Origin of the sequence: Hymenobacter sp. 102 (assembly GCF_049949205.1) — a bacterium.
In the GTDB taxonomy this organism is placed as follows: domain Bacteria; phylum Bacteroidota; class Bacteroidia; order Cytophagales; family Hymenobacteraceae; genus Hymenobacter.
The window spans coordinates 67,391-93,724 of sequence record NZ_CP188174.1; the positions used below are offsets into that span (position 1 = coordinate 67,391).

The window sequence follows — 26,334 nt, forward strand, 5'->3', positions numbered from 1 at the left end:
TAAGCCTTGTAATTGGATATTTTATAACTCACTTCTTCTCATGATATGTATACGCATAGTATTTTCTTGGTCCCAAACTCAACTCTCTACGCTGATACCAAGCAGACATTTCTTCTTTATGTTTACTAATTGAAAATATACTTTCTAAAGTCAAGTATTTGTTGTAATCCGCAATGTTGTCAAGCTCTCCAAAGGTCTTGCCTACTCCCTTTGTATCTAACTGTAAAATTCTTAAAAACTTAAATGCATCACTGTAAACATTGAAAAAAGTCATTAGTCTTTCAAGTAAGTATATATTGTCTAAAGATTTTTCTTTTTCAAGAATAAAACTGATAACAGTATCATAATTTGCTTTATATTTATTATTTCTGATATATTGCCTTTTATCTCGAATGCTGTTAAGGGCTTGTTTTATGATATCTCTACCAAGGAAGTCAATGATAATATCAAATTCTATCCCAAGCATTAGCATTGCTACTGCAATTTTCGCATCTTCTTTGTAAAGCATATTAGAAATCTTTAACAAATAAGGGCCATGCGGTGAGCATCTTGCGGTTGACAGTTGAGAAATAACATGAAGAATTCTCCATTGTTTCTCAAAATCAATTTTTACGAAATTAAGGTTCTTGCCGTCGTAATACCAATCTCCTCCATAATAGCTTGAGCAAAATTCAACTGGCATGGTCCAGTAATTCCAAAAATATATCATCATTGTGTCTGCAAGCTCAAAAACACTGGATGATTGCTTTGGAGTATTCATTAACTCCCAATGAACATACCTATTGGTTATAGAATTATAAGGCAGGTCAGAACCTGGCAGTGACACCTCGCTAAGTAGTTCGAGGTTTATTGCAACCATGCCTGGAGGATAAAGAGAGTTATTGTTCTTGAAATACGAGCTTATGTGCATTATGTACTCTGTACTTAGTGCATGTGACATGTTTTAGTACGTATAGGTTATTGCAAAGCCGTGCGGTAGTACGCTTGCTATGGTAAACTGATGCTTCTTATGCACAGCATTCATGATGAGCGATGCTGTATTACCGGATTTGAGGAATCTAAATTTCTGAAACGAGTTGATATTGCCTAAAAACGTTTCATAAATTTCGTCAGCTTCAATCAGCTCAAGAGGGCTTTCAAATATTATCTCACCATTATGCGAAACTCTTAGTTGACTGTTGCTTATATCAAACAAGCAATTTTCCCATGACTTCATAGCGTCTGCAAGATTTTTCTCAGAAGCGATGGAACCATAGTTAATAGTTTCTACAGAAGGTTTGCAAACAATAGAGAATGGGGGAATATTCTTTTTAACATAATAATCTCCTAAATAGAATGTGAATAATTCGTCTACTGTAAATGTGTCATTCTTCACATGTTGAGGCAGATTGTTATAGCTAAGATGAATGCCACAAAGTTCATGGATTCTCCCAGCTAGAATCTGAACACCATCGAATGTAAAATAGCCATCGCGGCTATAATTAAAAGCACCCTTTTGTTTTAAAACTTGGGCAAGCGAATGATTCATAATGAAAGCAGTCGCAATGCATCTATCCGTCAAAGTGTTAGTATTAATTATCAACCCTGCGTCCTTCATTGCCTTCAGGCTCCCTACTTCTATGACATGGGTTAACACATTGTTTATTTCACTGGTGTCATCGCTGCCAGCGTATCTGCTAACGGTGCCTTTGCCAAATTTTTTTATCAAAGAGTCAATAATCGTTTCACTTATGTCGATAAATGTACTTTGGCTAATTTTATTGTCGATGAGCGTATATGCTTCCTTGAGGATTTCAGTGGTCGACACAAGCTTGTGTTTTGAAGGTTAAAGGTCAGTGAAGATATGGATTCTCTTTTTTTTGTGGCCTCCCCCTACGAGCATGTAAGGTAAACCTCAAACGCTAGTTACGTTTTGTCGGCTGCCGTCGCGAACAGGCCAAGCTGCAGGTCCTTGCGAACCTGCAGCGCTTCGGCTTTCTGCTCGGCCAGTAACTGCTTCGCCGCCCGCGAAATAGCCGTGTTGCAATACTTTTCCTTGCTGTTGATGCGGTCCGTTGGATGAATAGCTTTCAGGTCCCACTCCCGCAGAATCTTCTTTACCCCGTCGCGGCCCAGGGTAGGGGCATGAAGCGCGATGTTGCGGTCAGTGACCTTCCAGGCGCGGAGTCGCTCGATGAGTGAGGCCGTGACCGGGTCGGCCAGCCAGGAGGCCGGAATCTTGGTTTGCTGCTTCTGATTTAACTCAAAGCGTAGCCGCACAATCCGGGGCCGGCCCCGGGTGGCCCGCTCAGCTTCGTAGACAGGCTGCATGGTAAAGGCCACGTCGCTTTCGGCCAGCTCCTCCAGCGGCTCTTTAGTGGTGTAGTGCACCAGGTCTTTCACCAGCGGGTACTTCATGAGCACCTTGCCGGACTTGTCTTTTTTGGGCTGCTGGCGCTTGTCCAGCACCGGGCCGCAATCCATCAGCGTCCGGTATTCCTCAATGGTAACTTCCCAGAAGCCGGTATCCTTGAACGCAGATAGTATCTCGAAGAACCGCATGGAGTACCAGCTTTTCAGCCGCATATAGTGCGAGAGCTGGTAGCTGGTATAATGGGCTACGTTGATGAAGTAGTCGGATAGCGCCGGATTCAGCGGTATAGATATAATACCGTTTTTATACCCGGCCGTCTCATCCTTACTGGTATCGAGCAGGTGGCGGGCCCGCCACTCCGACGAGTCCGGGCTCTTGAATGTCCAGATAACCGCCAGCAGTTCCAGAATAGCACCCTCCACCTCTTTATAGACGGTTTCGGCCTTCACGCCGGCGTCCACTACCACGTCGCTGACGCGCATCTGGTAGAAGGGCCGCAGCTCAAAGTCATCATCCCGGATTTGGTCGAGCACCCGTGCCATAATACGCTTCGCCAGCACGCTCATCTTCCGCTGCCGGGAGAAGGTTACGTTCCAATGCTGCTTCACCAGCTCCTTGTGCTGCGGCTCGTAGACCAGCCCCAGGGGTAGCGAGGCGGTGGTCACTTTCTTGTTACTCATAGCGGCTAGATTCCAAATGCAGAAGGACAGTTGGGGATAGAGAGTGACAAAGTAACACGAAATAAAAGGAGTAAGAAATTATCAACTCCTAATAGGTAGGGGTAAAACTCCTTTTAATCATTTCCAGGGTAGGGGTAAAACTCCTTTTAATCGAGAAATGAGTGGGGGTAAAGCTCCTTTTATTCAGTTCAGCCAGTAGGGGTAAAACTCCTTTTAATGCTTCCTACTCCTTATAGTGAACTACCTTGTCTTTTTTAAAAGACAATCAGTAAAAATTCCAACTATGTAGTTTCCCCGAGAAGGAAGCTTTTAGGGATGGTATAAAACCCGTCAGAACCCCGAAAAGCAGACAAACAAAACAGTAAAAAAGAGCATAAAAGCCAAAAAATGGGATTGCACTTTTTTACTATTTAATACTATTATTTTTATAAAGCGTATACTGCTCATCTTACGCCTACGTGCCATTCCTTTGACTTGCCCCAAGCCGGCTAATTCCGATAAAGCGTGGCACTGCCTACACAACGAACAGCCCGTTCCACCCAGGATACAGCGCGTAGGAGAGATGCAGCCATTAAGGACTGAACTGCACCTGCTTCACTGGTCGAAGACGCCACACAGCGCAGATTTGGCCTTGGTTAGATATGTAGTCCAAAAGCTGACCGATAAGGCCATCAGGAGCACCACCTGATTCCATAATTTTCCGGAGTCGATTGCCACAGGCTAAGGTCTAACCAGCGAAATTGCCGCTGGGTCCGGATTGCCCCCCATGGTAGCTAGTCGCTCTTTCAGGCCCGCAATCCACCTTCCTGCCCCGTGGTTGTCCTTTGGATTGATAAGCACTAGAAATTCAAATAGGGCCAGCGCCTCGGCCCACCGCTTCGCTTTCTGCAACTCGACACCCATGGCATAATAGGCCGTTAGCACGAAGCCATTACCAGTGGACTCATAAAGCAATACGTCCCGGCCTTCCTCAAAGGCTTTGGGAAACAGTAGCCGGGCCTGCATAAAGGCCTGCATGAGATAGGTAAGGCCCAAGCCGGGCGTTCGGTTATTGAGCAGCATTCCCAAATGCGAAACCGCGTCTAGGTGCAGTTCCCCGCAGGCGGCCATAATACGCCGGTAGATTCGCTCCGCCTCTTGCGGCGCAGAGGTGTGCAGCGCTTTACCCTGCTGGAATAACGCTTCGTGCTCCAGCACGACTGCCGGATACACCACGCGCCAGTAGCGCGGCTGGTATTCTATCATGCGGAGCTGGTCCATGCGCAGGAACGATAGGAAGGAGGAAGCTCAAAAATACGGAGAAGCTGTACTGCTCCTTAACGGGAAATTCTGCTCCAACTCTAGTGGCCCGTGCGCGAGCCAACGCAATGCTTAGCGTGTAAATCCGCCCAATTGGAAGAACAGCCGCTTCTATACTTCCGCATCAAAGTCTGCCAGTTCCTGTTGAAAGCGAGCCAGACGACCCTTTGTCTTCAGGAAGAGCATGTAGCGCATCTTACCCCGTGTCGGCCCGACATCAAAGCCCAACAAGGTAGCTTGGTAGCCGAAGACATCCAGTAGGCTTTGAATCAGCTTGGGCTCCTGCTTAACAAGGGGGCCATAGTATACCCAGTCCAGCTGCTGCGCATCAACTGCCACGCCCAGGTCCGCGCAGCGGTTCAGTAGCTCCGGCAGGGCCGCCGGCTCGTAAGCGCGCAGATACCCCCGCACCAGGCGTAGTGCGTCTTCATACGTCACGGCAAACGAAGCGTCGAACGAGGGAAAATCGGCTTCAAAACGTGCGGCGGAATCATCATCAAACGTCATACGGTCTGGGGCAGAACTAAAAATGATGGTACAGAGGGGGAAACAACGCTAATATTGCCGGTATCTATGGCTCCAGCCACATAATCTCCTGGTCCCAGCCGGCCGGAAAACCCATGTGTTGCCGGTGTAGGCCCGGCGTAATGAGGTCGTATTCGCGCAGTAGCGCTACCACGCGCCGTCCAAAGCTGGAGGTCTGGCTGACCTTCACCATCAGGAAGTTGAAGATGGAGAGGGTGTAATAAATTTTGGTGTTGATGGCCGTGACATTGTGTTCCGTAAGCCAGTAGCCGGCGTGGCCCCGCTGATTGGAGAGCATGGGCTTCATGGAAATGTCCCAGAGCCGGTCGTGGTGCGCGCACTTGTTGCGGACATCGTTGATGCTTTGCATCCAGGAGTCAAACACCCGTAACGCTAGGTTGAAATGGTTGGCAATGGCCAGCTTGGGCGTGGTGTCCACAAACTGGGTAAACAGGTTATAGAGTGTGCCGAAGGAGAGCAGTTCCAGCACCATCCAGGCGGGCGGGTTACGCGGCTGGTCGTAGAAGTGGTAGTAATCGGCGATAAATGTTTTGCTTTTAGCACGGTCCAACTCCCCCCGAATAGTGGAAAGGAGTTTGGAGGAAGCCGCCTGTTCCGCCGGGGTGCCGCGCTTGAAGAAGCGGGCCTGCTCGTACCAGTTGTTGTCGCCGGTATAGCGGGTGATGTGGTAAATGATTTGGGTGCGAAACGATATTTCCAGCCTCTCAATGGCTTCCAGGCAGAGTAGGCGCAGCTGCTTGTCGAACTGATAACGGTGCAGAATGTCGTCGAAAGTAGTGCCGGGCTGAAACTGGCTAGTACCCGGCACCAGAAAGCTGCCCCAGTAGCCACTGAGTCGGTAATAGCTGATGTTGGCCAGGTAACGCAGGGCTCGCGGCTCGTCTGCCACCACCAAGCCCCTAGCCTGCAGCTTCTGCAGCTGCTGGGTAAAATCAATAGCTGGCTTGGTGAAGTGGCGGATGGGACGGGGCGGCATAGGGCAGAACGGCAGGCAAAAAAAAACCCACCCTCAGCGGGGTGGGCTTCCGGTCAAACAGCAAGCCGAAACTTGTGACCGAAGAATTTTACGGTACCAACCAAACAGCACCGGCAAAGCCGATGTGGCGGATACTTTTTTTGTAGGGCAAAGATACGGCTTTCGGAAAGAAAAGTCAATACGAACGAACTGCTGGCTCCGGCACTCAGTTCTCCAGTTGCCATTCGTAGGCTTGCCGGACTAAATGCATGGCATCGTCCAGGTCGGCGGGCGAGGCGAGGCCGACTTCTGCCTCCCCATTGCCCCAGCGGCCCAGGCCCCGCACATCCTTGCAGAGGTTGCGAGGGTCCCGAATTTCTTCAAAGGGTAAGTTCAGCGAAAGGCGTAGCCGGCTTTTCTGCGGTATGACGTCCACAAAGTTGGTGTCCAGCTTGAAGGCGATGTACAGCTTCTTTACCTCCTGCTTAACCGTGGCATCCAGGTTGAGCACTCGCTTCTGAAAGGCATGAAATAAATCGCCCATCTCGCCGGTCAGAAAGTTAAACTGCTCCAATTTGTACTCCCCATCGGCAGCGGCCTCCGGTTCACGGTAGGGGGTTAACTGCGCGTCGGTTAATGCCGGGGCCACCCAGATTTTCAGGGCCTTCGTGGCCAGGGTCTGCCCGCGCCGCTTGATGGCGTCCTCCGTCCACTGGGCTTCCTTGGCTACGCCGGCATTCAGGCGGATGGGGCTGTCGGCAAAGCCTCCCTCCACTGTTTTCTTGAAAGCAAACGGCTTGTCGCTCAACCGGGAGTTATAGCCCGTCAGCGTGAGGTTGCCGATGGTGTGCAGACGTTCCTCTTGTATCCGACGCCACTCCGGTCCCAATTCATCCCGCCAGGCTTTGGATAGGTTTTCGTTCTGGGGCAGAATATGCTCGATGGTGTATTCATCGACCAGCACCCGCTCTTTGCGCCCGAAGTTTTCCAGCCGGTCAAGGATGTAGTTGCGGAGCCGCAGGTTGTATAAATCCCGGTCCTGAAACTCGCGCTTAAACTCCGCGTCCGTGGGAAAGCGACGGTAGCTGTCTTTTAGCTGAAAGGCCGCATACAGGCTTTCCAGGTACTGTGGCTTGCGAACCAGCCGCCCCAAGGCCGCGAAGGTTTTGTTCAGGCTATTGGTGGGAATGCCGCACACGACGCGCCGGAACACATAGGCCTCAATCAGGCGAACCACCTGCTCGTGCTCCTCGGCCGTCAGATGCCCGTCTTCGTAGTCCGCGTATACTTCCAGCAGAAACGGGGTAGCGGTATCGGCCCGCAGCTCCAACAAATCCTGGTGCGCTCTGCGCAGCCGCACGTCCGCTTCGTGATTGGCTTCGGGCAGCACGATGCGCACGTAATACCCGGCGTAGCGGTGCAGGTCGCGTAGCCGCTCTTCCACCACCGCGGGCACTTTCGTGTCTTTCAGGAAGGTTTTATAGCTGGCATACACCCCGTCGATGCGGGGAATATGCCCGGTTTTGAGCGTCAGATAATCCCGGACAAACCAGTCGAAGTAGTTCGCGTAGTGCTCCCCAAACAGCTGTTCCATCGGGAACCAATAGTGCTCGTAGAGCCGAGCCTGCGTTTTAGGCTCCTGGCCCATGAGTACGTAGTTTCGAATCAGGTCGGCCTGCGAAAGCGCCAGCCCCGTCGAGTTCATGCTCTCGAATATCATCTGCGGGTTGTCAACGCCGCGCTCCAGCGCCACATCCACGATAAATAGCCGCTGCAGGCCGGCATATACCGTCCGGGCATTTTCCAGGGTCAGGTGCTTGCGGAAGTATTCGTAGTTGCGCCGCACGTTGCTGGCCACCTCGACGGGTGGTTTGGGATGCCCTTCCAGCACGTCAATTAAGGACTGCTTATCACCCCGGGTGAGCATGAGCTTGTAGCGAAGCGCACCCTCTTCTTCGGCATTGAACAGATAGTAGTTTTTCAGCTTGGTGGCCGAGGTGCTTTCCAGCACGTCAGGGTACTGCTGCACCAGTTCCGCCAGCGCTGCCAATAACAGCGTCAGCGTCGTGACCCGCTGCTGGCCGTCAATAATCAGCAGCTCCGGTACCTCCGACGCGTTGTGGTGGTCCTGCTCAAAGTAGACCACCGACCCGACAAAGTGCCCGGCATTGTCTTCGGCTTTGCTGATGCCGATAATGTCGTGCAGCAGCTGCTGGCACTGGCTTTCCTGCCAGCTGTAGGTCCGCTGATAAATCGGGATGATGAACTGCTTCGAGGTTTGCAGAAACTTGAGGAGGTTGGCCTGCTTGGCTTTCATGGGTAGGGAGGTAGCGTATGTTTGATAAGCCAGGGGCGGTTAATCCTGCAGGGCCTTCAGCAGACAGTCACGCAAATCGGTGTAATACTGAATGTTGATTTTGGTAATCATCTCATCCGAGAGGTCGTTGAGCTGCTTGCGAGCATTGAGCGGAATGAGCAAGGTAGAGGCCCCCTTCTCCACGGCCAGCTCCGCTAGGTTGACGGCGTTGTAAACCAGGTCTATTGAGCCGCCCAGGTTCAACTGCCCCACCAGGGCCAGGCCGCCCTTGGTGCTCTTTTCCAGCAGCGAGCTACACAGCGCAATTAGCACCCCCATGCCCAAGCCGCTGCCGTTTTTGGAGGCATCAAAAGAGCGCAGCTGCACAGAGAATTCGTGGGCGCGGGGCTCCCGGTCGCCCAGCAGCTCCTTGGCTTTGCTGTAGAGGTTTTGCTCGGCGAAGCGCACGCTTTCCTGGAAAGCGGGCGGGGCCGGCCGGTTGAGCACTTTCACCCCACTGCCCGGACCCACGTTGACTTCAATTTTGTAAAGGCCCGCAGGCTCATCGGTGCCTCCCGTATTCAGCGTCCACACCTGTCCGGGGGGCTGGGGGTCTTCGCCAATGGTATTCTCACTGTGCAGTTCGGGCGTCGTAACGAAGGTTTCGATGCCGTCCACGCCCAGGCGGTAGCTAAAATGGGTGTTGCGAAACTCAGCCGAGCCAATGCGCTTCTGCTGCTCTTTTACCCGGCGGCGGTATTCCAAGGCCAGTTTCACGGCCCATTCTAGCAGTTCGTCCGAGATGGGGGCCGCTGGGTCGGGCTGCATCAGCTTCAGCAGGCCGTTGATGGTTTTGTGCACGGCAGTGGTGTCGCGGCCGCTTAGGGCCCCGCCGAAATCCACCCGAGGCAGCACGGCCGAAATCCGGCTGGTGTCGCGCAGCCGCGTCCAGCACTCAGCCAGGAAGTCGCTGACCAGGCCAAAATGGGTGGTGAAGTAGGCCTTGTGCAGCTTAGGGAAGTCCCAACCGGGCACGAAGGCGTGGATGCGGTCCATAAAGGCCGTGTCGTCGCGCATCTCCTTGGGCAACGGACCGAACAGGTGCCCCACGCGCTGCTGGTGCTCCACGTCCACGTCAAAGTTGCCGACCAGCACCACGCCCCCATCGGCGCGAATAGGCTCCTTGCCGCGGCTGAACTCCCCGCTTTCCATGTAGCCCTTCATGATGTTCACGCCGTCCTTCTGGTCGAAGCTCACGCCCGACACTTCATCGAAGCACACCACGTCGTACTTGCACACCAGGCCCCGCTCCCCGTTGCTCAGGTTCACAAACATTTTGGTGACGGTGGTTTTACCTCCCGATACCAGGTGCGAATAGGGCGAAATCTGCTGGTACAGGTGCGACTTGCCCGTACCACGCGGCCCCAGCTCCACCAGGTTATAGTTGCGCTCCACGAAGGGCAGCATCCGCACGAAAAGCACGTTTTTGGCCCGCTCGCTCATGCCGCCGGGCTCCATGCCCACGCTGCGCACCAGAAAGTCCTGCCACTCGGCCAGCGTAAACTGCTCCCGGCCCCGATACAGCTCATTCAGCACGTTGCGCTGGGAGAGTTGGATGGGCCGCAGGCTGGCAATGCCGAACGGCCGGCCGCTGTTTTCCTGAGCAATGGTGGGGTCGTAGTCCAGCTCCACTTCGGCGTAGAAGCCGCCCGTCAGCATCCGGTCGTTCTCGTTCACCATCTCCGGCGCGATGCGCACGTTATTCAGGCGCAAGCTGGGCAGGGTGGCCACGTAGCTGTCGGTGCGGGCATCCAGCTTCGCGGTGATGATGTCAATGAGCTTGATGGAGCCTTTCTCGCGAGCTTTGGACTTGAAGTATTCCTCCTCGCCCGGCCGCACGGTGCGGTCGGCCAGCTGCCGCTTCACTATCTCCAGGCCTTCCTGAATTTCCTGCTCGTCGGTGGTGGCACAATAGCGCCCCAGCAGAAACTCGATAACGTAAGTGGGCACCGGGTAGGTCTTGCGGAACTGCTCCAGCAAGTCTTTGCGCACGATAAAGCCCTCGAAGGCGCGAGCGGCAATGTGGTCAATGGTATCTAATTCCATAACGTGCGCAACATCATTCGCCCACTAGCGTGGACTGTTTATCCAGAATCGTATTGTCCGGTCCCAGGAGCACCAAAATAGCCGGCTGACCCTGCTTGGCGTCATCGGCCATCAGCGAGGCCTTGCCCCCGGCAACGGCTTTGGGCGGGTGCAGCAACAGAGAGGAGCCCGCATCTGTCAGGGAGGTACGTAGGTCAACTACGGACCCTTCGGGCGCGTCTTCCACGGCCACGGTGCAGCGTAGGTTCACCCATTTTTGAGCCGTGATTTTGCCGCTGACCGGGCCTGCCGCGGCACCGCCCTTGCTGATGATGAGCACCGGCACGAGGCATTCGTGTAGGGAAAGGCCCCCGTGGGCAAACTCCACGTTGGCCTTGAAAAAGGAAATGCCTGGCGCGTAGGTGATGAATTCCTGCGGATTCCAGCTCCAGGGCAGTTGCAGCAGGGAGGAAGTGGCTCCGGGCTTCAGCAGGGCGCAGCGGCCCCAGCGGGTATCCACCAGGTCTTTCGAGAGCTGCTCTTTGGGCAGGCCGCCCGGCAGTAGCAGCCAGCCGTGGTCGGTGACGAGGCGGATGCGCGGGGCGCCGCCCTCCAGAGCCCGGTCAACGGCTTCTTTCACCCGGCGCAGCAGCTCGGGGATGCGGTGCACGATGCCCGCCTGTTCCTCGTGGCCCTTTGTGTCTACGTCGCCGATTTCCTGCCAGTAGCGCTGCCCAGCTTGTGGGGCGGTGCCGAGGGGTAGATACGAGTAGCCGACCTGGGGCAGCGCACCACGAAAGTTGGCCGTGTTCAGCACTTTGCCGGAATCGGCTAGCTGGGGCACGAAGTCGGCTACTGCGCTTTGGCGGGACACGATGCCGGCCAGCGGCGACGACCAGGCTTTAGCCGTGGGCGTCACGCTGGGCAGGGCCGACCAGGCCGTGGTCAGCTCCACCTCGTAGCCTTGCTGGCGGAGCTGCGCCACAAATTCCTGGGCCACTTCCAGACGGAAGGCATCCACGAACAACACAAAGGCTTCTTCGGAGGGCGGCGGCACACTGGCGGGCAGCAGCGCGCTGGCATCGGCCCGCAGTAGTTGCTGAAACCGGTCAGTGACCAACTCCAACCAGGGCTGGTAAAACAGCCGAACGACTGCCTGCACCGCTTCCTTATCGGGGCCGGTGCTCACGGCGGCCAGTGCCAGGCGCATGGCCTGGTCGGCCTGGTAGCCCTGCTGCTCGTAGTAGTGGCGCAGCTTAGTCAGGTCGTGGTTGGGCACGGGGCCGGTGGCCACTTGCACCAGGTGCAGCAGGTGCGGCAGAGCCTGCGCCAGCGGGGCTTGTTGCAAATCGGCCCACACCCAGGCGCGGCGCATGCCGTGGGCGGCCTCCAACGCGGCCAGCTGGGCGGCGGCGGCGGGCGGTAGCTGGGCCGCGGCTTTCACTAAGCCCTGGCGCAGCACGGTTTCCTGGTCTTCGTTTACCTGGGGCCAGCTCTCGGGGTTGGTGGTGAGCATACCGCCCAGGCCAGGCGGCTGGGCTTGCCGGAGCAGGGCCGGCAGTTCCTTGAACTTGTGCGGGGCGTGGGTGAAGTGCTGCCAAACGGGCTGCCACACCGCCTGCCGCCGAATGCCGAGCCACTGCGCCACCACCAGGCGCTGGCTGGCCTCGGGCGTGAAGTCGTAGCGGGTTTCGCAGAGGGTACGGAACAGGGCCTGGCGGCCCGGCTCCAGCCCGGCCAGGTAGGCGTCGCCTTCTTCCAGCCAGCGCAGCACGCAGGCGGGCTCGTCGGGGAACAGGGCGGCCAGCACGTGGCCGGCATCGAGGGTGCCCTTGCCGTAGAGCGTTTCGCTTTCCTCAAACAGCCAGGGCAGCGCGTGCAGCAGGGTGTCTTTGGTGGCGGTGTCGGTGGCGGTGCGGCGGCCCTGGCCACTGCCGGGGTTCTGGATGAAGGCGCTGATGGTCCATTCCTTGCCGTTGTCCTGCAGCCAAACGACGCCCGTGAACTGGTATTCGCGCAGCGGGGCCAGCTGCAGACCCTGCGGCTCGGGCGTGCGGAGGTCTTTCTTGGAAATGCCGGGCAGGTAGATAACCGGAATGGTGCCGGCTGGCCAGTCGGCGGTGGGAAGTGTGCGGGCTACCATGCACTTCAGCCACACCGCCGGGCCTTGCCGCAGGTCAGCTTTGTAGTCTCCCAAGGTCAGCAGCTCGGGCAGCACCGGGCGCAGCAGGGGCAGCACGGCCTCCCACTGTCGCTCGGGGTCGGGCCACAGAATTACCTCCGGCGGCACCATACTGCTGCTGTTGTGCTGGGCCACCTCGCGCAGGCTGGCCAGTACTTTGTCTTTCAGGGTGAGCTTGGGGGGCATGGAGGGCGCAGTGGGCTACGGAGCGGTGAAGCGAATCAGGGGGAAGCTAGGATGACTACGAGGGCTTCTTCTGACTTTCGGCGGCGTCGCGGGCGGCGCGCTTTTCGGCTAGGGTGCAGTGCTTGTCGTTGTCGCGCAGCTCGCCCCAGGGGGCGGAGGCGGGGTTTTTGCCCCGGTCGGTGCCCCACTTGATGGCGGGCTTGCGGCGCAGCACTTCGGCTTCCATGAAGGGGCGGATGTTGAGGCGCACGCCGTCGTTGAGGTCGGGCTCCCAGCCCATAGGCTGCTGGGCGAGGGGCTTCCAGCGCACGAAGATGTCGTAGGGGCTTTCGCCGGCCTGAATGGCTTTGAGCTTACGGTCGAGGGCCTGGGCGGCCAGTAGGCGGCCGTCGGCCCCGCTTTCGTTGCGCTTCACCTGCTGCTCGCACTGCCGCAGCCAGTCGCCGAGGTAGGTGTAGATGAGCTTTTGCAGGCCCTCGCGGGTGAGCTGGTGGTAATTGACGATGGCGCTGAAGCCGTCGGCGCGGCCGTCCCAGATGTGCCACAGGAAGGGGCGCTGCTGAAACAGCTTGCAGTGCTGGGCGAAAAACTCCTCGCGCAGCCACTTGTCCAGGTTGCCCTTGGCGCCTTCGCGGCCCAGCAGCGTTTCCAGAGTGGTGGTGGTGTAGGCCGCGCCGTACACGGCCTGCAGGTAGGTGCGCAAGGCCTCGGCGGCGGCTGGCTCGCCATTCACGGGGGGCAGGCACACGATGCCGTCGCGGTCGGTGAGGTGGTCGTACTGTTGGATATCCGCCAGGTGGGCGCGGGCTTCGGGGGCCAGCTCCATGTCGGCATCGGTTTCGGCGGGCCAGCGGTAGCCGAGCAGCCGCGCCAGCGCCACGTGCAGCGGGGCCGTGCTGGGCTCGGGGTGGCCGTGGAACAGCCACTGCGTTGGGTCGTCGCTGTAGGGCAGGGGCAGGCCGTTAGGGTATTGTTCTTTGGCTACTTTCTGCCAGTGAGCTAGGTCGAAGGGAACTTTGACAACTGATGACGTTGAAACAGCAAGATTAGAATCAATCTTTCTTAACTCAGATTCAAAATCTTTTGAACTTAAATAAGCTTTTACTGCTGGTAAGTGGTGTTTTTCGTTAGGAATTACAATTGTGACTTCGCTAGTGAAAGCTGTTTTGTGATAATCACTTACAACTATGCTTCCTACATTAGTCACGTATACGCCGTCCCTGCCATAAGCTTTAAAACCCTGGTATCTAGCAAAATCATTCTTCGCGTTCAACCACTTTAAAGCATAACTAGCGCCAGAAGATGCGCCCTGAGTCGGGCCACCGTAAGACAGTTTCCAGTTTTTTAGATTTTGCTGGTCCCAGAAAAAGCTTTTATATCTGAAATCATCTCCGGTTTTGATTCCTTGGAATGAAGTACAGTATTTGCCTAAAAGAGGCAAGTTGTTTTTGGGTGTGGAACCATCTTCAATGAGAATACGAGCATCTGGATTGTTCAATTGCTGCTTCTGAGACATTAACACGGGTTCATCCGTCAGAAGCGCGTTGTTCTTATTATAAGTGCCTTTGGCATCTGATATATCGAGCCCGAGTAGAGTGTCAGATTCTGATTTCAGCCCGTTGCTTATAGCTACTAAAATAGCCTTAACCACTTCTCCACCAATTTCATTAAAGGCTCCCGGACCAAGTTTGATGATTGTGTTCCAATCCTTCCTTTTTAGAAGATTCTCTCTGAAGGTCTTATAAGAGGACATGAATAGCCAATTCTGGGGCATCACACTGCAAGCGGTGCAGCCCTGTTTGGTTATTTTGAACATCCTCTCTAAGAATGTTGTGGCTAGGTCAGCTTTCGAAAGTGGGTAATAATCCGAGCAGTATTGTGCCAGCACTTTAGCCTGTTTCCCTCGCGCCAGGTAAGGCACATTGGTAATGAGCAAGGTGTATTTCTGAGCTAGAAGCTTGCCCGCCAGCGCAATGCCCTGCGCTACTACCCCACGCTCTACCTGCTCATCGTCGTGTTTGGCTTGTTCCTGCGCAATGGCAGTTTCCAGCATCGGCCGTAGTTCGTCGAAGCTGGCTGTGTAAATGTCAGCGGCTACTGTGGCAGGGTCAATAAGGCTACCTAGTTCTGGGGCTTTCTGAAACAGCTCATAGAGGCGCTTCATGCCGTTGCGCAAGCGGGTGTCGGTGCCCGCCAGGCGTTGCCATTCCTCTACTTTACCGGTAGGGGCCAGGCCACTACACGCTAGGTTCAGCACCGGCAGGGGCCGGTAACCCTTGCAGAATTTCCAGACGGTGAGGGCGAGGTTGAAGGCGGCAATCTGGGTGCAGCGAGCATCCAGCTCCAGGCCGTGCAGGTTGTCGGTGAGCACCCGGTCAGTGGCTTCTTCGGCGCTGAGGTTTTCCTCATGCATCCGCAGCCGGGCCAGCATGGGGAAGGCGGCGGCCACAAAATGGCCCGAGCCCATGCAGGGGTCCAGCAGGGTTACCTCGGCCGTAGTGGCGGGCCAGCCGGCGAAGGTGCCGGCGGCCGGCTGGCCATCGGACAGGCGGCGCAGGTAGTCGAGACGCACGGGAGGCTTTTCGCCGGGGTGGCGGGCCACCCACCATGCGCCCAGGGTGTTGTCGAGCAGGAAATGCACCATGTAGGGCTCGGTGAAGAGCTGCGTCACGGCCGGCAGCCGGGCCCCGTCAATCTTGTCGCCGCTGGCGTTTATTTCCGCTTTGCGCTCCGTCTGCCAAAACTGGTACACCCAACCCAGAGCATCGTCGGCGGTGAAAATGGCTTCTTCCAGCTTTTCCAGCAGGCTTTCCAGCGCAATCCGGTCGTCGGGCGCGAAGCTCACCTGCAGCAGCGGGTCTTCGGGCCGGAAGATGGCCGGCAGCATCCGCGAGGCGTAGGCCCCGGCGGCGCTCCACTTGTCGGCGTAGCCATCCTCGGGGCCCAGCTCGGCCACGTCTTCCAGCGTCACGCTCACGCCGTCGTACATCAGCAGGTGGTTGGCTTCCAGAAACCGGGCAAACAGCATTCGGTGCCAGTATTCGTAGGCCAGCTCGGTGTTCAGGTGGTCGAGCGGCTGGCGGCCATCGGCGGCGCGGGTATCGCCCAGCAGCCGGCCTTTCGCCCGCAGGCGTACCCGCAGCTCCCGCCCGGCCGCGTCGAGGTGGCCAAACGGCTCGGCCTGGTCCACGGCCAGCGCCGCCAGGGCGTTGCGCGCGCCCGTTTCGGCCACCTTGCGGGCTTTGATGACGGTGTTTTCGAGGGTGCCCCGTTGGGGCGCGGTCAGGACGGACATGCGGGTTTGGTTCGGGAGGGTGGGCGGTAAGGATAGGATATGCGGGCCAGGCGAGCAGGCGGTAGGAAGTAAGCAGCAGGCAGCAAAAAGAACGTCATGCTGAGCGAAGCGGAGCGTAGCCGAAGCATCCTACCGCGTCGTTGCATCGTTGCGGACGAAGCGGTAGAGATGCTTCGACAAGCTCAGCATGACGGCCAGGTGAGGTCTAGTTCAGAATCACCGACTCCCCGTTGTCTAACATTTCTTCCAACTCGGCGCGGAGGTCGTTCAGGTACTCTTCCAGCTCAGGGCGCGAGGCAATGGTGGTGCGCGGCAGCTTGTACATCTGGGCTTTGGGCTGCGTCAGCTTCACGGCCGCCGCGTGCACCGCCTGAAACTGCCCCGGCAGCGCGGCCAGCTTGGTTTCCCAGGTTTCCAACGAGGCCTTTTGCAGGTCGCTCAGCAGGCCGGCGGCGTCCAGCGGTTTTAGTTCAGGTTTCTTCAGCAGCTGGTTCTGGCTTAGCAAGTCATGCTTCTGCGGCTGGGCCAACTTGGTAAAATAGGAGTCGGCCTGCAGCGTGTTCATGCGCGCATCGTAGTCGTCGATGTAGCGTTGTTTGCGTTCGGTTAGAGCGGTTTTCAGCTCGTCGGCCAGCCGCGCCAGCAGAGGCGCTACCAGGTCGGGCTCGTGCAGCAGCAGGCGGCCGGCACGCAGCGCGTCGGCTTCCTCACGGATGGGCTCGATGACGGGCGAGACTGCCGGCGCTAGGCGCAGCAGGTCAGCCAGCAGCTGCCACTGTGGCTGGCGCTGCTTGGCAATGGCGGCTTGCTGGGTCCAGTCGGCGTGGAGCTTGCGCAGCTCGGCTTGCTGCTCCAGCAGGCCCAGCAGCCGCTCATTGCCTTCGCGGCCTTCCAGGTCGTGCAGGGCCTGGGTGTTGGGCGGCGCGGGCATAGGCGCTTCGCCGCCCGCCCGGTCGGCCAGGGCCAGCAGGGCGCGCAGGTAGTTGCCCGAGGCCGCCAGCTCCTCACCCGACTGGCACTTGATATCCGCCGAGGCGAACAGCTGACGTAGCTTCACCCGGTCCTTCGCCTCCACGGAGTGAACTTCCTTCCGGAACTCGGCCGCGCTAATCTTGCTCTGGTTGAGGGTGGTTTCGGTGGTCGAAATCTGGTCGGTCAGGCGCAGCATCAGCAGCATGGTGTCCACGGCGTCCTGCTCGAAGCCGTAGGGGCTCTTCATGAAGTGCTGCCGAATGGCCTTGCCCTGGTGGGTGCCGTTGCCCATGAAGCGCAGAATCTCCACGGCCACGGGGTGGTCTTTCACGTCGTTTTTCCAGCCCACTTTGGCCAGCGCGTCGGGCGCGTTGCCGATGGCCTTGGTCAGGGCCGCGCCCCAGCCGGTGAAGTCCCCTTTAGCCTTGAACTCCGGGAATTGCCGGTCAGCCAGGCTGCCGAGGGCGTCGCGCACGTCGGCCATTACGTCGCCGGTGTCGATTTTTTTGCCGCCGGCCAGGTACACGGCCGCTTCTTTGCACGCCGCTTCAATTAAATCCTGCAGGGCCTGGTGGGCCAGGCCGCGCTGGGTGGCCATGCTGCGCCGGGCCTGCTCCGATTCCGGCGACAGGTTATTGGCCTTTACCTTTAAGGTATGGTCGGCAGCCAGGTAGCGCACAATTTCGCGGCGAATATCCGCATCCCGGTACTTGGCCACGTACACGTAAGACAGGGGTACGGCCGCGCCCTCACTGCGTATTTCGTTAAGCAACAGGCTTTCCCCGTCGTTCCACCCATCCCGAATCCAGACGTACAGCAGCCGGTTTTCGGTGGTTGGGCGGGTGGTCAGCTGGTCCCAGATTTCAAAGTCGCGCTTCACCCGGGAGGTGCCGTGCACGATGTTGATGGCCTTGGACCGCTCCTTGAAGAAGTTCACGATACGTTCGCGTAGCTCCCGCTGAATCTGGTCGCCGCCGGTGTTGGTCAGCTTGGCTTCGTGCTTTTTGTATTCCTGCTGCCACTCGGCTCCTACTTTCGTTTGCAGGCGGTACTCGTTCGCAATCTGCATCAGGTGCTGCTGCTGCACTAGCCGCTGAATGGCGGCCTTCACTTGCTCGCGGAAGTCATCCGAGGCTTGGTTCAGGTTGTCGAGCAGCAGGTCGGCAATGGTGTTGTCGTCGGCCTGGATTTTGTTGCCCGGCACGTTGTCGGGCAGCAGGTCCAGCAGGAATACCACGGCCAGAATCCGGCTTTCCAGCTCACCGTGCGGCCCTTTGGTCTTTTGCAGCTCAATCAGGTTGAGCGTTTCGTTGAGCAATACCGGGCTCTGCGACATCTGGGCCTTTTTCTGCCAGAACACGAAGTCGGCCGGTACGATGTGGCCCAGTGGCTTGTGAGCCACGTCGTTCACCCCGTCGTTCACGATGCGCAGCTGGCTGCGCAGCTGCCCGTCCATGCCGGCGGTGTCGATGATTTGTAGGATGCGCTTCCAAAACTTGCGCGTGGAAGGCAGCATGGGGTAGTCGGCGCTCAACAGCTCCCGCTCGGCGGTGCTGTAGCTGAAATCCGAGCCGCTCAGGTTGCGCGAAATCTCGCCCAGCCGGTCTTCCAGCAGCTTATTGAGCGGTACTACCGCCGAAGGCTTTTTGTGCAGTACGGTTTTACGCGTCACCGTTTCCACGTCGGTATCCGAGAGCAGCACGCTCACCGAGAAGCGGTGAGTCAGGGGCAACAGCTGGGGCGTGTCGGTCAGGGCGTTCTGGCCCGTGGCCACCAGCAGAAATTTGCCCTCAAACTCGGCGCAGAGGTCCTGGGCCAGGTTTTGAATCTCAATGGTGCGGCTGCTGTCTTGCCCGATAAACTGCTGCACCTCATCCAGCACGATGATGGTACACGGAATCTTGTCGCCGAACTTCAGCGGCAGGATTTCCTTTTTGATGGTGTAAATCAGCTGCTCCCGGCTCAGCATTTCATTCGGGCTCTGGGGCCGGAAGTTGGTTTCAAACCGGTCCAGCACCTGGGCTTCCGAATCGGCAAAGCTGGGCAGCAGCTCCAGCACGGCCCGCGCCAGAATGGGCGAAACCGACAGGTTCTGGGCTTCTTCTTCCAGCGTGGTTCCTTCTGCCTCCATGCGGGCTACAAGTTCATCGTGAATGCCCTGCTTGATGCACCAGTGCACGAATTTGAACAGGTGCAGCTGCGCCGGCAGGTCCAGTGCCTTCAGCAGCAGACTGAGGAAGGAATATCGGATATCGGGCGAAGGAAAGTCCTTCAAGGTGCCAATCACGGCCAGCTTGCCCTGCACCTTCTGCTTGCGGCCCAGCTCCACGAACAGGTCGTTTACCGGGGTCGGCAGTTGCTTGATAGTCCGGGCGGTATCGCCCGAAGGAAACGCAAAATCCTCCCACAGGTAGCCCAGCATTTTCACCAGGTGCGACTTACCACTGCCGAAGAAGCCGCTCACCCACACGGCCGGCTGCTGCGGCTTTTCCAGATGCTTCAGGTAAGTATCCAGAATGCGCTGCAAGCCCCGCTCGTATTCGCCTTCGCACACGAAAGTCTCCAGCTCGTAGCGGACAATCTTTTGTTCCTGTGCGTTGATATTAACAACCCCATCGTTGAGCAGATTGCTGGATTGCGGGGTGAGGGTAAATAAGTCGCGGTTTAACATGGAAGGGTAAGCAAGGAGAATTAACCCGTGATGGGGCGGGCGAGGTAGTTCCAGCCGTCGCGGGCATCCAGCAGACGGTATTGATTTTGGCTGTATTCGCCGGGAAAGAAAACCAGGAGCCGGCCGCGGCAGCTGCTGGCCACAGCTTCCAGCACATCGGCCAGGCGCACGAAGCCAAATAGCGCGCCGGCGTCCCGCACCACCACCAGGGTTTGCTCGTCGGGCTGGCCCGCCTCGATGGCTGTGCGCAGGTAGTCGATGGCGTACTGCCGGAAGCCGACTTCCAGCTGTGTCATCAGGGCACTTGGCTTGGCAAAGTAGCTTTCCCGGTATTTGTGGGCAGCCATCCACTGCGGAAAGCAGGGCTTCAGGGAGACCAGCAGCCATTTCTTGCCGGCTTGCTTGGCTGCCACCTCGAAGTCGCCGAAGTTCAGGTCGATTTTTCGCTGTTCCGCCGGGTCATATACCAGGAACCACACCCGCTCGTGGCCGGAAAGCGTGTTGGCCCAGGGCTCGCGCAGCACCGACTGGAACGCCAGCAGCAGGGATTCAACTTTCGAGGCCATGCAGGTCGAGCAATTTATAGAGTTGAGGGAAAGCAAAGACCGTAACGGCGGCGGCAGCCTGATACTGGAGCAGGTTGTGCAGGGCCGCTTCGGCGGCCAGCTTGCGCACTTCGGCCTCGGGCAGGCCCAGCGCCTGAACCCATTTGCTGCGCAGAATAAACTCACCTCGCTCCCCGTGTAGATAGGCCAGCAGCAGGGCATAAGTCACCGCGTAGAGTTGCGGTTGGGGCTGCACCCGGCGGGTTTTCACTTTGCCTTCCAGGTACCCGGCCTGCTTCCAGGAACTGGCCAAGCGCTGTGCAATGGCATGGGCGCTGCCCTTGCTGTACCGGTCAGGATGCCGATGCTCCAAGCCTTCCAGGAATTGCTCCACGGTAGCGGATTCCCCCAGCCGCGTGTTCAGGACCAGGTCTGCACTCTCGGCCAGCAGCGGCTCCCGCGTCAGGGCGAGCAGCAAAGCCATGATGCGCTGGTCGGTTTCGCTGGCCAGGGGCCAGAAATAAGCAAAAGCCCGGAACGGGGCGTACTGCGGATTAAACGTGTAGAGCTTTTGGAGCAGAATGTTGGTTTTATCCAGATTCGATTTCGTGCGCTTCCCTACTACGTTCTCGCTCAGCGAATCGTGAAAAGTACCGCTGCCGGCTGCGTAATTCATCACCCGGGCCAGCTCCGCAAACATGATGGTGCGGCTCGTGTGGATAGTAGTAGTGGTGCTCAACTGTTTCGAAACAAAAGCCGGCAAAAAGGCTAAGATAAGGGTAGGACTTTTAGCGTAAAGCTACTCAATTGCGAGGGCACAAGTAATAGGAATCTCCCGTTAGTTAAGGCTTGTCGGGGTGTCCATTACAGCCCCAGGCTTTGGGCTGCATTGTAAGATACCACGTTGTTGAGCTGGGTGTAGCGCTCAATCATGGCGTCCGTTTTCTGCTTGGTCTGGTTCTTAATGGCCTTATGGGACTGCCCATTAAGCACGGCCACCGTCACAAAAGACACGCGCAGCGAGTGCGCTGAGTAATCGGGGCCGAGTCGCTTTTGCACTAGCTTGTTGATGGATATGTCCGAAAGCCGCTTGTCCGAGGGGGCGGCCATCTGCCCCGGCCGGGCCCGGGGAATCTTCACAAACAGCGGCCCCGTGGTGCGGTCCAGCAGCTTTAGCCAGGCGCGCAGGCAGCGCACGGGGCAGTAATCCGCGTTGGGCGCGTAGAAAATGGCTTTGTCCTCGACCGCCCCGTATTGGTTGGTCTTGCTTTTGGCCAGATGCACCAGCAACGCCCGCTCCGTAAACTCCAGCTGCTCGATGTTCAGGTCCACCAGCTCAGAGCGGCGGAAGGCCCCGGCGAAGCCCAGCAGCAACAGGGCCCGGTCGCGCAGGCCGGCTGACGTTTCTAAGTCGATGCGGCGGATGGCCTGCTTCAGCTCCTCGACGGTGAAGGCCTGCGCCTGCTCCTGACGCTTGCCCAGGGTGCGGGCAATACCTTCCATCACGATATTAAGGGCATCCAAAGTGGCCGGCAGCCGGTGCCCCGCGAGCTGATGGGCTTTGCGGATGGCGGCCAGGTGGCGCTTGATGGTCGCCAGTGCGTGGGGCCCAGTGAGCGGCTGCTGGCCCTTCTTTTTTCCCCGACTGCCCCTAGGTGCTGGTTCGATTTTCTCGGAGGCCAGGTAGGCGACGTACTCCGTGAGGGTATCCACGTCGGCCGGCACGGCGACGAATCCGTGCTGCTCGCAAAAGGTCACGTAGCTTTTCAGGTCCGAGGTATAGGCCCGCTCCGTGTTGGCCGCGCCCTGCAGACCGGCCTCCAGAAAGCCCACGACTTTAGCAGAGGCCCGGCCTAAGTGGTGGCTGAGCGATTGGGAAGCGTCGGGTGCTGGGAGAAGGGACAGGTCTTCGCTCATGGAATGGTTCGGCGGTGCCAACGCCGGGGCTGTCGCACACCTTATATAATAGGTGGCGGAACGGGCTAAACTGCTCCGATTTTCACGAGCAAAGATAAGTTATGATAAGTAAAGCTTATCATAACTTAAAATTAATCATTCAGATAAGGAGAGTGGGGATGATAATTAACACTTATGATTCCTAGAATCCATTGAGTAGGTAAATCATATTACTCACGAACAGAGTTGCTTTTAAAGGCCCATTACCTAGTGGTGTACCTTGTCTTAGGATATGAGAAATTCACGGAAGTCACTTTTCTCTTTCATCCCAGTTAGGCTGTGTAGGACTCCCGTCAAGGATGAACTTTGTTCATACAATTTATGCGGTCAAGGCAATGTTATTACCTGGTGGTTACACTGCTTGAGTTGAGCTTGTTGTAAGTGGGCAAAGTCCTGCGAAGCTAGTGCACCATCAGCATGGTACCGACTAAGCTGCAAAAAAGGCCCAGTGACTTCTCGCTGCCCATCCTAGCTAGACCCCGTCAATGAATCAGCGGTGAATCACTCGCAAAAGCGACTGGTCAGACGGAATGGTAGCATGGAGAAGGGGCGGAGGTAAGGCTTTCGAATATTTATAAATATCTATTATTGATTTTGTTACTGACCAAGATTGTTTGCCATATATTAGTTTCCTTTTCTGCCTTCATATGACAGCCATCGCTACTGCACTTACTATTCAAAGCCTATTTCCAGCTGTACGAAATGCAGGAGTTAGTCAAAACGGGAGAACTACAGGGATGGTCTTTGTAGGTATAGACTTTGGCACGTCAACTACAGTCATCAGTATCGCGCAGCTGAACGGCGGGCTGGAGGCACCTATTCAAGTGCAGCCCGTCTGGACCGAGCAGGCACAAGCAGATGGTATTGGCACCGAGTCCGCAGACAAATTGCCTTCAGTTATTGCTTGGCACGGGGAAAAGCTACTGATAGGAAATGGAGCGGCAGAGTTAAAGCATCAGCTCAAGCGCGGGGTGAATGTTTGGTACTCCTTTAAAATGGAGTTGGGGGAGGACTTGGGGTCTAAATATTTCAACAGTGAACTGAAGCGCAACCACCCGGTAGCCACTATTTTAAAGCCAACGGACGCGGCAACGGTCTTCTTTAGTTATCTGAAAGAACAACTAGACCGGCACCTTGACAAGCTGGGCACTCGCCCGCAAGTTGAGTATGCAGTGAGTATTCCGGCTTCATTTGAGGCGAATCAGCGGCGGGATTTACTCAACTCACTCGCAGAAGCAGGCATTAAGCTCGGCTCGCAGGCACTGATTGATGAGCCTAATGCAGCTTTTTTAAGCTACTTGGTGGCCAGCACGGCCACCGAGCGGGGAACTCAGCTACTGCTTACTCCTGATTACCCAATCCATCTACTCGTTTTTGACTTTGGTGCTGGCACCTGCGACGTTTCGGTCCTTGAAATAGGTACCGCACTGCAGGGTACTTATTCCAAAAACCTGGCTATTTCCCGTTTTGAGAAATTGGGAGGAGATGATGTAGACCGACTTATTGCGCTGCGGGTGCTGTTGCCACAGCTGCTGGCCGAAAATGGCGTTACTCTGAAGGACTTCCGGACTCCCCAAATCAATAAAGGCATTTTGCCTCGATTGCTGAAGGCTGCGGAAGAGCTGAAAATTCGCCTCTGCAAACAAGTGGCAATGGAGATGCAGACGGCATCGGAACTTCCAATTGTAGCGAATAGTGAAACGGCCGTTACGTTGGGATTCCCGATTGAGATTTTTCTTCCCAAACATCAGCTAACGCTCAAGCAACCGCGCTTGTCCTATAGGGAGTTTCAAGAGCTAATGGGGACGTTTACGGGCAAGGCCGGGCGCACTGCGGCGCATCAGGAAGGTCAGGAAGAGTTTGTCAGCATCTTCAGTCCCGTTGAATCGGCGTTGAAAAAGGCAGGGCTAGCCAAGGCAGAAATTGATTATGTTCTGCTGATAGGGGGCAGTGCCAAAAACCCTTACATCCAACAAGCTTTAGCAGCTTATTTTGACGACTCGGAACTGATAATCCCGCAGGACTTGCAAACGCATGTGGCCGCAGGAGCGGCAATTCATTCCCTCATCTACAATGGCTTCGGCAAGAACATTATTCAGCCGATTGTTAGTGAACCGCTACTCATCGTGACAAAGGGTGGCCAGCCTGAGGTGTTGGTCAAGGCTGGAACCTGCATACCGTGCGAACCGGTGGCGTTGGACGAGCTGGTGACTCAGCGTGACGGACAGGCGCAGATTGAAATTCCTATCTGCGTATCGAGCACAGATAAGGTATTACAGGTGCTCAAAGTATTTGCGCCCGCCAACCAGCCTTTTAAGGCCGGAACACCTATTCGACTGGAATGCAGCATTAGCGCTGACAAGCTCGTACACGTGCAAGCCACTGTCAATGGGCAGGTGGTACGCGTAGAGCCTATGAATCCGTTTGCGAACCGCGCTCTGAGCACAGCCGAGCGGATGCTTTACCAGGCGGAACGCAATGCTAACATTGCGGCCGAGCAGCAAGGCGGCAAACCAGCTGAGAGCACCTTGTATAAGCTTTTCCAAGCTTATGAGTTTGCAGAGAATCATTTGCGGGCGGCAGAGACCCTTGAACTCATTCAGGAGTTGTATCCAACTAATGCGTATCATAACAGCATTGGCTACCACTATGACATGGCCGGGCATCGCGACAGGAGCCAGCCTTGGTACGAACAAGCCTATCAGCGCAATCCGGCTCCGGTAACGGCCTTCAACTTGGGTATGAGCTTCAGGTACAAAGAACCTGCCCGGTATGAAGAGCTTATGGAGGAGGTAATGCGAATGGACCCCTCCTACCCCTATGCTCCGCACTATTATGGGGAGTATTTGATGAATCGGGGCGATGCCAGGGGAAAGCCTCTGGTGCAGAAGGCGTTTGATATTTTCAATGCCCGTTTTGAGGCCGGTACACTAGGTTCCAACGACTATCATCGACTAGCTGACTGCGCGCGAATTTTGGGCGACAAGGCCACAGCCCAACGAGTGGAGAGCAGGGCACCTACAAGGCAGGAAAAGGGGCTGTACGACGACCAAAACCTGGCAAAACTGCGCGATAACACTGGTTTAGCAAAGCTATAACCCTTCACCTTTTACTACTCTGCAAGATTATGAAATGGATGGTTCAACGCACGAAGCTGGACAGCGACCAAGAAGAGTTGATTACGCGCCACATCAGGGGCGGTAGCGGCAACGTCTGGATAAAGGGGCACGCTGGCAGTGGTAAGTCGGTACTGCTGGTACACGGGCTTCGTGACAAGCTAGTTGAAAACAAAAATCTAAAAGTGGGCGTTGTGCTGTTCACGCGGGCATTGGTGGATTTGATACGAACCGGCCTTGATGAGTTGGGAGTGGAGAAGGAGTTTGGCGTTCGGGTGCCTGTGATGACGTACTATGAATTGCAAAAGACCAGTCAGCAATTTGACTTGCTGTTTTGCGATGAAGTACAGGATTTGCCCTCCAGTATGATAACGCTGCTGCGCAATAAGGCGAAACGAGTTATTGTAGCGGGCGATTCGCAGCAGTCAATTTTTACGCATGACCCACAGACTCGTGAGCCGGTAGTAAGACCAGAGGAAATTGGCGCTTTGCTGGGCGGGCAGTCCCACGAGCTGCCGACGATTTATCGGTTAACACGGTCCATTATTAAGATGGTCAGCAGCCTGATTGGCGGCACCATTCTCGGAGCACGTCGCGATGCTACCAAGCTCGATGTGCAGGTACGCCTAGGCTACACCAATGATGTATCAAGGGAAATTAAGTATGTGTGGCGTGAAGCCAGTAAGCGGGCTCAAGCAAGCGAGTCAACGGTTATCCTGTTGCCTTTCCGGGAAAACATCGCGGCTTTTTGTAACGCCGTATTAACGATCAATGGCAAACCCGCTTGGACTGTTGTTCCTGACCGGTGGGGCAAAAACGAGGATTTTGCAGCCATGAACCGGCATTTAGAAGCACAAGGCATCAAGCTCGAATACATTGGTAATGGGGTTGGTACACTCGATGGGGCTTATACCAACCATCGGGTCGCGGTCATGACTTATCACAGCTCGAAAGGATTGGACTACGAAAACGTGTATTTGCCATGGGTATCAGCAGGACTGCACTTGAACGGTGGTGGCAAAGACAAGACCCTATTCATGGTTGCCATGACTCGCAGCCGCAAAAACCTGGTTCTAACCTATTGTGGTACTCGCAGCAGCATGGTGGACACGCTGGCCGGCGACTGCACCTTGTTTGAAATCACAGATGCCACAACAGCCTCGGCTCAACCACAGGCTACTACTTACGACTTCTAAT

Annotated in this window: 16 protein-coding genes; 2 read left to right on the plus strand and 14 right to left on the minus strand. The window is 56.2% G+C overall.

Features of this window, described 5'->3' with window-relative positions:
* Positions 1–28: 28 nt before the first annotated feature.
* From ACN19L_RS24150 to ACN19L_RS24215, 14 genes are all read right to left on the minus strand, one after another.
* Positions 29–940 (minus strand): hypothetical protein, encoded by a 912-nt coding sequence (locus ACN19L_RS24150; protein ID WP_426491430.1) that lies wholly within the window; start codon positions 938–940, stop codon positions 29–31.
* A gap of 3 nt (positions 941–943) precedes the next feature.
* Positions 944–1,807 (minus strand): hypothetical protein, encoded by an 864-nt coding sequence (locus ACN19L_RS24155; RefSeq protein ID WP_426491431.1) that lies wholly within the window; start codon positions 1,805–1,807, stop codon positions 944–946.
* Positions 1,808–1,905: 98 nt separating this feature from the next.
* Positions 1,906–3,033, minus strand: coding sequence for a replication initiation protein (locus ACN19L_RS24160; protein WP_426491432.1), 1,128 nt, complete (start codon positions 3,031–3,033; stop codon positions 1,906–1,908).
* Positions 3,034–3,753: 720 nt separating this feature from the next.
* Positions 3,754–4,293, minus strand: coding sequence for a hypothetical protein (locus ACN19L_RS24165; RefSeq protein ID WP_426491433.1), 540 nt, complete (start codon positions 4,291–4,293; stop codon positions 3,754–3,756).
* Between the two features lie 150 nt (positions 4,294–4,443).
* Positions 4,444–4,839 (minus strand): hypothetical protein, encoded by a 396-nt coding sequence (locus ACN19L_RS24170; protein ID WP_426491434.1) that lies wholly within the window; start codon positions 4,837–4,839, stop codon positions 4,444–4,446.
* Between the two features lie 64 nt (positions 4,840–4,903).
* Positions 4,904–5,854 carry an Abi family protein gene (locus ACN19L_RS24175; RefSeq protein WP_426491435.1) on the minus strand — a complete coding sequence of 317 codons (951 nt, stop codon included), beginning with the start codon at positions 5,852–5,854 and terminating at the stop codon, positions 4,904–4,906.
* 205 nt (positions 5,855–6,059) lie between these two features.
* Positions 6,060–8,150, minus strand: coding sequence for a GmrSD restriction endonuclease domain-containing protein (locus ACN19L_RS24180; RefSeq protein ID WP_426491436.1), 2,091 nt, complete (start codon positions 8,148–8,150; stop codon positions 6,060–6,062).
* 39 nt (positions 8,151–8,189) lie between these two features.
* The gene (gene brxL, locus ACN19L_RS24185) at positions 8,190–10,235 is read right to left on the minus strand and encodes a protease Lon-related BREX system protein BrxL (protein ID WP_426491437.1); all 2,046 of its coding nucleotides are present in this window, start codon (positions 10,233–10,235) and stop codon (positions 8,190–8,192) included.
* 13 nt (positions 10,236–10,248) lie between these two features.
* Complete coding sequence (gene pglZ, locus ACN19L_RS24190) at positions 10,249–12,582, minus strand: BREX-1 system phosphatase PglZ type B (protein ID WP_426491438.1); 2,334 nt, start codon at positions 12,580–12,582, stop codon at positions 10,249–10,251.
* 55 nt (positions 12,583–12,637) lie between these two features.
* Entirely contained in the window at positions 12,638–15,877 is a 3,240-nt protein-coding gene (locus tag ACN19L_RS24195) for an Eco57I restriction-modification methylase domain-containing protein (protein WP_426491439.1), read from the minus strand.
* A 205-nt stretch (positions 15,878–16,082) separates the two neighbouring features.
* Entirely contained in the window at positions 16,083–19,520 is a 3,438-nt protein-coding gene (gene brxC / locus ACN19L_RS24200; protein ID WP_426491440.1) for a BREX system P-loop protein BrxC, read from the minus strand.
* A 20-nt stretch (positions 19,521–19,540) separates the two neighbouring features.
* The gene (locus tag ACN19L_RS24205; protein WP_426491441.1) at positions 19,541–20,086 is read right to left on the minus strand and encodes a BREX protein BrxB domain-containing protein; all 546 of its coding nucleotides are present in this window, start codon (positions 20,084–20,086) and stop codon (positions 19,541–19,543) included.
* On the minus strand, positions 20,070–20,828 hold the full coding sequence (locus ACN19L_RS24210; RefSeq protein WP_426491442.1) for a hypothetical protein: 759 nt from the start codon (positions 20,826–20,828) through the stop codon (positions 20,070–20,072). Before ACN19L_RS24210 ends, ACN19L_RS24205 begins: the two co-directional genes overlap by 17 nt.
* 101 nt (positions 20,829–20,929) lie before the next feature.
* Positions 20,930–21,982 (minus strand): tyrosine-type recombinase/integrase, encoded by a 1,053-nt coding sequence (locus ACN19L_RS24215; protein ID WP_426491443.1) that lies wholly within the window; start codon positions 21,980–21,982, stop codon positions 20,930–20,932.
* Between the two features lie 686 nt (positions 21,983–22,668).
* Between ACN19L_RS24215 and ACN19L_RS24220 the strand changes: the two genes are divergently transcribed.
* A complete protein-coding gene (locus tag ACN19L_RS24220; RefSeq protein ID WP_426491444.1) occupies positions 22,669–25,119 on the plus strand; it encodes an Hsp70 family protein in 2,451 nt (816 codons plus the stop codon).
* 29 nt (positions 25,120–25,148) lie between these two features.
* On the plus strand, positions 25,149–26,333 hold the full coding sequence (locus tag ACN19L_RS24225; protein ID WP_426491445.1) for a 3'-5' exonuclease: 1,185 nt from the start codon (positions 25,149–25,151) through the stop codon (positions 26,331–26,333).
* The last annotated feature ends 1 nt before the right edge of the window (position 26,334 follow it).

What these genes read in the sequence shown, in the direction of transcription:
- ACN19L_RS24225 (WP_426491445.1), top strand. Translation starts at nt 25,149, where the DNA reads ATGAAATGGATGGTTCAACGCACGAAGCTGGACAGCGACCAAGAAGAG.
- ACN19L_RS24215 (WP_426491443.1), bottom strand. Translation starts at nt 21,982, where the DNA reads ATGAGCGAAGACCTGTCCCTTCTCCCAGCACCCGACGCTTCCCAATCG.
- ACN19L_RS24175 (WP_426491435.1), bottom strand. Translation starts at nt 5,854, where the DNA reads ATGCCGCCCCGTCCCATCCGCCACTTCACCAAGCCAGCTATTGATTTT.
- ACN19L_RS24150 (WP_426491430.1), bottom strand. Translation starts at nt 940, where the DNA reads ATGTCACATGCACTAAGTACAGAGTACATAATGCACATAAGCTCGTAT.
- ACN19L_RS24160 (WP_426491432.1), bottom strand. Translation starts at nt 3,033, where the DNA reads ATGAGTAACAAGAAAGTGACCACCGCCTCGCTACCCCTGGGGCTGGTC.
- ACN19L_RS24180 (WP_426491436.1), bottom strand. Translation starts at nt 8,150, where the DNA reads ATGAAAGCCAAGCAGGCCAACCTCCTCAAGTTTCTGCAAACCTCGAAG.
- ACN19L_RS24165 (WP_426491433.1), bottom strand. Translation starts at nt 4,293, where the DNA reads ATGGACCAGCTCCGCATGATAGAATACCAGCCGCGCTACTGGCGCGTG.
- ACN19L_RS24195 (WP_426491439.1), bottom strand. Translation starts at nt 15,877, where the DNA reads ATGTCCGTCCTGACCGCGCCCCAACGGGGCACCCTCGAAAACACCGTC.
- ACN19L_RS24220 (WP_426491444.1), top strand. Translation starts at nt 22,669, where the DNA reads ATGACAGCCATCGCTACTGCACTTACTATTCAAAGCCTATTTCCAGCT.
- ACN19L_RS24170 (WP_426491434.1), bottom strand. Translation starts at nt 4,839, where the DNA reads ATGACGTTTGATGATGATTCCGCCGCACGTTTTGAAGCCGATTTTCCC.
- ACN19L_RS24205 (WP_426491441.1), bottom strand. Translation starts at nt 20,086, where the DNA reads ATGGCCTCGAAAGTTGAATCCCTGCTGCTGGCGTTCCAGTCGGTGCTG.
- brxL (WP_426491437.1), bottom strand. Translation starts at nt 10,235, where the DNA reads ATGGAATTAGATACCATTGACCACATTGCCGCTCGCGCCTTCGAGGGC.
- pglZ (WP_426491438.1), bottom strand. Translation starts at nt 12,582, where the DNA reads ATGCCCCCCAAGCTCACCCTGAAAGACAAAGTACTGGCCAGCCTGCGC.
- brxC (WP_426491440.1), bottom strand. Translation starts at nt 19,520, where the DNA reads ATGTTAAACCGCGACTTATTTACCCTCACCCCGCAATCCAGCAATCTG.